This is a genomic window from Helicobacter bilis ATCC 51630 (assembly GCF_000686565.1).
GTDB lineage: Bacteria > Campylobacterota > Campylobacteria > Campylobacterales > Helicobacteraceae > Helicobacter_A > Helicobacter_A bilis.
The window spans coordinates 1-6167 of the sequence record NZ_JMKW01000077.1 but is presented as its reverse complement, the minus strand read 5'-3'; the positions used below and the strand labels follow the sequence as shown (position 1 = coordinate 6167).

General features: G+C 34.4%; 6 protein-coding genes and 1 pseudogene. All 7 read left to right on the top strand.

The features are described from left to right. Positions 1–242, top strand: a pseudogene (locus tag T368_RS15730) (hypothetical protein); the annotation flags it as partial. Positions 243–640: 398 nt separating this feature from the next. Continuing rightward, positions 641–1273 carry a hypothetical protein gene (locus T368_RS0110600; RefSeq protein WP_034595247.1) on the top strand — a complete coding sequence of 211 codons (633 nt, stop codon included), beginning with the start codon at positions 641–643 and terminating at the stop codon, positions 1271–1273. Positions 1274–1338: 65 nt separating this feature from the next. Next, complete coding sequence (locus T368_RS15725; protein WP_138160973.1) at positions 1339–1587, top strand: hypothetical protein; 249 nt, start codon at positions 1339–1341, stop codon at positions 1585–1587. A 104-nt stretch (positions 1588–1691) separates the two neighbouring features. Beyond that, the gene (locus T368_RS15720; protein WP_155116665.1) at positions 1692–1841 is read left to right on the top strand and encodes a hypothetical protein; all 150 of its coding nucleotides are present in this window, start codon (positions 1692–1694) and stop codon (positions 1839–1841) included. 348 nt (positions 1842–2189) lie between these two features. Then, positions 2190–5117 (top strand): isoleucine--tRNA ligase, encoded by a 2928-nt coding sequence (ileS, locus tag T368_RS0110585; RefSeq protein ID WP_004089039.1) that lies wholly within the window; start codon positions 2190–2192, stop codon positions 5115–5117. 299 nt (positions 5118–5416) lie between these two features. Further along, complete coding sequence (locus tag T368_RS0110580) at positions 5417–6007, top strand: hypothetical protein (protein ID WP_004089036.1); 591 nt, start codon at positions 5417–5419, stop codon at positions 6005–6007. Further along, complete coding sequence (locus T368_RS15715; protein WP_004087035.1) at positions 6004–6162, top strand: hypothetical protein; 159 nt, start codon at positions 6004–6006, stop codon at positions 6160–6162. Before T368_RS0110580 ends, T368_RS15715 begins: the two co-directional genes overlap by 4 nt. Positions 6163–6167: the final 5 nt, after the last annotated feature.

The window sequence follows — 6167 nt, the reverse complement described above, 5'->3', positions numbered from 1 at the left end:
GAAGTAGCCACAAGAGATGCACAAAATCAAAGTGCTTTAGGCATATTAGGCAAAATAACAATAAAAGAGAGAAAGAAGTAGCAATGCTATCAAATCAAGTGAAAGAAAGCTTTTTTAAGATACAAGCAAGTAAAATGCAAACAGCACAATTACAAGCCCAAGCCCTGCACTCACCCATAAAGGTAGAGAATCTAGAATGCTTGTCATGCCTTGTGAGTGTGATTAAGATTTCATTTGCATGAGTGTTAAGCAAAATACTTCCCTTATAATCCTTGCTAAATTGTTTGCAATCACGCAAGCAACTACTAGAATCTTGCAAAGCACACACAAACACAATGCAATGATAACACAATCCCTACCGACACAGCTTTTTCACACTAAACACAAAATACTAGTAACAAGTTTCTCATACTAAGCAATTCCACAAAAATATTATTATGAGCAATGTTAGACAACAAAAAGTGGCAATCACACAATCATGTAAATACGATAGACATCATAGATAAACTTGCCCTTTTGTTTAAAACTTGTTAAACTTTCATTTACATTTTATTTAAAAGGATTTATATGAAAGTGTTTCATAATTTAAAGTTTGTTGCTAAAAGTTTAATGTTGTCATGCGTTGTTGCAAGTATCGCAAGTGCAAATGTTACCCCCCCCCCCCCCAAAAAGTGATGACACAAGCGAAATAGAGCAAGAATATGGTAAAAACTCGTTTGGCGTTTATGCTAAAGTTGGTGTAGGCTATTCTACGCAAGTGTATTGCGATCCGACCACATATACCTGTCATACAAAATATTATTATCATTTTGTCCCCGGTGTATCAGCCTATTATGCATGGAGGGCAAGTAATGGCATGGGTGTAGAAGTCGCACTTGAATATGAGTATAATGCTAGCAATGGTATAGGGGATTATATAAAAATTGATGACACTTTGTATATTCTAAATACCCCATATAGCATGAAGGCAAGTAGAAACTTTTTTACTCCAGCACTTTATTTCTCACAAGTATCAGGCGGCGCAGTGTGGCGTGTAGGGCTCGGTTACGATATGAGTTTGCCCTCTACGCTTGGCTCTTTAACTGCAAGTTATCAAGGTGTTGCAATTATGAGTTCTAGTGAATGGATTCTCAATAAAAATAATGCTATTGGAATCTTTGTAAAAGGCTCGTTTAGGTGGCTTAACTTAACCGCAGGAAGAGAATCTACATCCGAATTTGATCACATCATGCTTACACTTGGTTTAAGCTATCGCTTTAATATGGGCTTTTAAGGGGGCAGTATGATAACAAAGATTTTGCATTGCATATTGTTTTTAAGTGTTTTATTCTTTAGTGCGTGCAGCACCCCAAATATGATCCTAAAAAAGATTATAGCTTCAAGGCGAGTGATACGGATACGACTTTTTCAAATCCACAAAAGGGTAAAACAAGGCTTTATTTTTATAGGGAAAGTGCCTTTCAAGGCTCATTGATACGCTACAATATCAGCACACATTATGGTAAGTTTAATGTCAATAAGCCGTTTTTAAAGGATTATGAGTTTGCATTTTTTCAACACCGGGTTTTGCATATTATGTTGATATAGATACAAAAGATTCTATCACGCTTTATGCAAAGACTGAAAGTCCGCATACATTTTCTTTTACACCAAAAGAAGATTCTATATATTGCTTTATGACTGGCGTAAATATGGGCTTTTTTGTAGGCAGACCTTACTTTATGCTTGTTGATATGCCAACATGTAAAAAGCAGGTAGCAAAACTCATAAAAAAGGATTCCAAACAATACTGGGAGAGATATAAGAAAGATTTTATTAAAAAGCGTGCTAAATCAAAGTAGTTGAAAACTCTGCTTGATAAATCTTGTTGATAGATTATGAAAAAAGTTTATTGAATAATCAATGGATATGAGCTGATACCGCTAGATGTGGTCGTGTGACACATATCCATGTGTTTAATCTGAATCCAAAAACATAAAACAGCACCAACATTACAGAATTTTGATATGTGTTTCATGGATTCTGTAGCAAGTTTTACTTCTAAGGGTAAAAAATTACTGAAAATAACTTTTGTGTTCCAAAACAAACAAGCTACTTTTGGTAAAATCTCACAAACAAAAGCAAATATTAAAGAATCCTTTGTGAAAATTTGTTAAAATTCAAAATTTTATAAATGCAAAAGGAATGTTATGGACCAAGCACAAAAAGACTACAAAGATACACTGATATTGCCAAAGACAGATTTTCCAATGAAAGGTAATCTTCCGCAAAAAGAGCCAGAAAGATATAAAAAATGGCAGGAATACGCATACAGCACAATGAGTAAAGCAAGAACAAGTCCGACAAGAACAAGCTCGAATGAAATGAAGCAAAGTCAAACAAATCAGGGCGAAATTAATCCAAATGAAATTAATCCAAACAAAGCAAATCAAAACGAAACAAACACCACAAATAAGAATCAATCAAACACAAACAACACATTTACACTCCATGATGGACCGCCTTATGCAAACGGGCATTTACATGTAGGACACGCTCTAAATAAGATTCTAAAAGACTTCATTATTAAATATCATTATTTTCAGGGAAAGCAAGTGTTTTATACGCCCGGTTGGGATTGTCATGGTTTGCCAATAGAGCAGCAAGTAAGCAATGCTTATGAAGCAGAAAAAAAGATTCCAACCAAACTTGAGATTAGAGAAGCATGTAGAAAACACGCAGAAAAATTTGTGGAAATACAGAAAAATGAGTTTTTATCATTTGGTATTGTAGGCGATTTTGATAATCCTTATAAGACTATGAAATATAAGTTTGAAGCTGATATTTATCGTGCGCTTGTGAAAGTGGCAAAAGCGGGATTATTAACACAAAGAAGTAAGCCTATATTTTGGAGCTGGGCGGCAAAAAGTGCCTTAGCAGAAGCAGAAGTTGAGTATAAAGACAAGAGATCAGATTCTATATTTGTAGCATTTCCTCTGCAAACAAGCACTCTAAAAGCCCTAAATTTAGAATCTTTTGGCACAAAAGTAACCCCATATATGCTTATATGGACGACTACGCCTTGGACTCTTCCTAGCAATGTAGCCATTGCGCTAAATCCCAATGAATCTTATGTGCTAGTGAGTAATGGTGCAATAGTAGCTAAAAAACTTTATGAAAAATTGAAAGAAAGGGGGGTTATAGAAGGTGAGATTCTTGCCACAATAGAATCTAAAAATTTTGAAAAACACTATGCTACAAACCCTTTAAATAATAGAGATTCTATGCTGATTCTAGCAGAGTATGTAAGCATGGAAGATGGCAGTGGAGCGGTGCATAATGCCCCCGGGCATGGCGAAGATGACTATTTTACATGCCTGAAATATGACCTGCCTGTTATTATGCCTGTTGATGATTCTGGCTGTTTTGATGAGAGTATTATCACGCTAGGACTTTTTGAAAAAGAAGTGATAGATGAGTTTGTAGGCATTCATATTTTTAAAGCACAAAAAAGAATACTAGAGATTCTAAAAGATAAAAATGCCCTGCTTCATCATGAAGAGATAGTGCATTCCTATCCGCATTGCTGGCGGACAAATAAGCCCATTATCTTCCGTGCTACAAAGCAGTGGTTTATTCTCATGGATAAGCCTTACTATAATGGAAAGACACTGAGACAAGTCGCCTTGCAAGAGATTGAAAACACAAGATTCTATCCAAAAAATGGGATAAATCGCATAAAAAGCATGGTGGAAAATCGCCCCGATTGGTGTATCTCAAGGCAGCGAGATTGGGGTGTGCCTATCGCATTTTTCATTGATAAAGAAAGCGGTGAGCCTGTAATTGAAGAGATTCTAACAAATCATATAGAATCTTTATTTGAAGCTCATGGCTGCGATGTATGGTGGGAGAGAGAAATCATTGATTTATTACCTAATTCTTATAAAGATAAAGCAAATTTATATGAAAAAAACATACATATTTTAGATGTATGGTTTGATAGTGGTAGCACTTGGTTTGCTGTGCTAGATAGTGATAGCTATAATAGCGGACACGCCCCTGCTGATGTGTATTTAGAGGGAAGCGATCAGCATAGAGGCTGGTTCCAAAGCTCTTTGTTGCTAGGCTGTGCGATAAATCATAAAGCCCCTTTTAAAAATATCATTACACATGGTTTTACTATCGATGAAAAAAGTGAGAAAATGAGTAAATCAAAGGGTAATGTCCTTGCCCCAAGTAAGATTATTAGCGAAAGTGGAAGTGAGATTTTACGACTTTGGGTAGCCCTGTCAGACTATCAAAATGATGTAAAAATATCGCAAAATATCCTAAAACAAGTGAGTGAAAACTATCTTAAATTGCGAAATACTATCCGCTTTCTACTTGCTAATACGCAAGGGCTAACAAAGCTTAACTCTAGTGAGAATTTTAGCATCATTGATGAATGGGTATTGCATGAAGCAAAGCAGGTATTAAATGAAGTAGATACTTTATTTAGTGAATATGAGTTTTCAAAAGGATTCCAAGTTTTAAATGGCTTTATCACGGCAACTTTAAGCGGAATCTATTTAGATATTTGTAAGGATAGCTTGTATTGTGATACGATAGATTCTAACAAACGCCTTGCAATCCAAAGTGTGTTTGCAATGTTAGCAAATAATATCTTGCATTTACTTGCACCATTTTTAACTTACACTATTGATGAAGCACTTGATTATGCGCCTTTTGTGATTAAAGGTGAGGCAAAAAATGTGTTTGAGTTAGAGAAATTTGCTATACCAAACTTTAGTTTTAGTGAAGAAAAACAAGAAAAAATCAAGCTATGTTTAGCCCTAAGAAGCCTATTTAACGAACAAGTTGATAAACTCAAAAAAGAAAAAGTGCTAAAATCAAGCCTAGAGTTAAGCCTATCCCTACCAAAAGAGTGCGAAAATAGCAAGGATTTAATCGCAGATTTTCTAATGGTGAGTGAATGCGTATGTGAAAAAACCAATAGCGACATACTCTTTAGCATTAACTTCGATAATAAAACCTATCATGTCTATAAAGCTACAAAAGAGAAATGCCCTAGATGTTGGCAGTTTAAAAAAGATTCTAACATGGAAGTATGCAGTCGCTGTGATGAGGTGCTATCGTAAAATAAGTAGCATGTGAGAACAAAAAAGAAGTGATTGTCTTTTGGAGATTAGCGTTCGTTGTTTGTTGTTGTTTTGCGTGTGCTTAATATCTAACACAAGGCCCAAAAAGATAGTTTGCCTATGATTTAATGTGCAAGAAATAGATTCTAAAAATCTAATTTCTTAGCAAATTAAAAATTGATAACCAAAAATCTAAACTAATTTTCTAAAACCTTACATAATCCTTTACACTCTTTTTAATAAAATCTTTAAACCCTTAGTGTGCATATTGTCATAATTTGTGTCAGAGATATTCTATTGTGCAATGTTTAATAAATCTAAGTGGGATAGAATCACTTTTAGATGGGATAAAAAGCGATTGTGATATATTGCAAGAGGCAAGTGATACATTTAAAGATTTTATAAACGAACAAAAGAAAAAACTAAAAGGCATGGATTCTACATTAGCATTGAAACAAGCTTGTATGAATGCCCTTGCAAATGAGGAATTTACAAAAGAGGTATCAAACAAATATCAAAACAAGGCAAAAGAATATTTAAAAAATGGAGATATGGATAATTATCGCAAAGAGATTGTAAAAGCAAAAGAAGTAGAGGATAAACGAAAACAAAATATTGCAAAAACACAAAATGAAAGTGTCAATAAAGTGTTAAACTCATACAATCTCTACACAGAGGGCAGTGCAAGCAATGGCAGTAAATATAACATGCTTTACAGAAAAGACACACAAGAAATGATGAGTAAGATTCAAAAACAACTAAGCGATACAAAAATTAGAACGATGAATGATAAGGAAAAGCAAGAAGCCTTGCTAAGAACACAAAGCATGATATTACAAGTCTTAGTATCACAATATGAAGTTATGCAAAATATGAATGCCAAAATATGAATACTCTATATGCAAGTATGGCATTAGATACAATAAAAGAAACAAATCCTGCGAAAGCAGACACAATTAAACCTGAAAAAATTAAAAAATTTAAGCGTAATGACATAGGACAACCTGACTTCACTTCAACATTTTTTGAGAGTAAAAGGAACTAGAAATG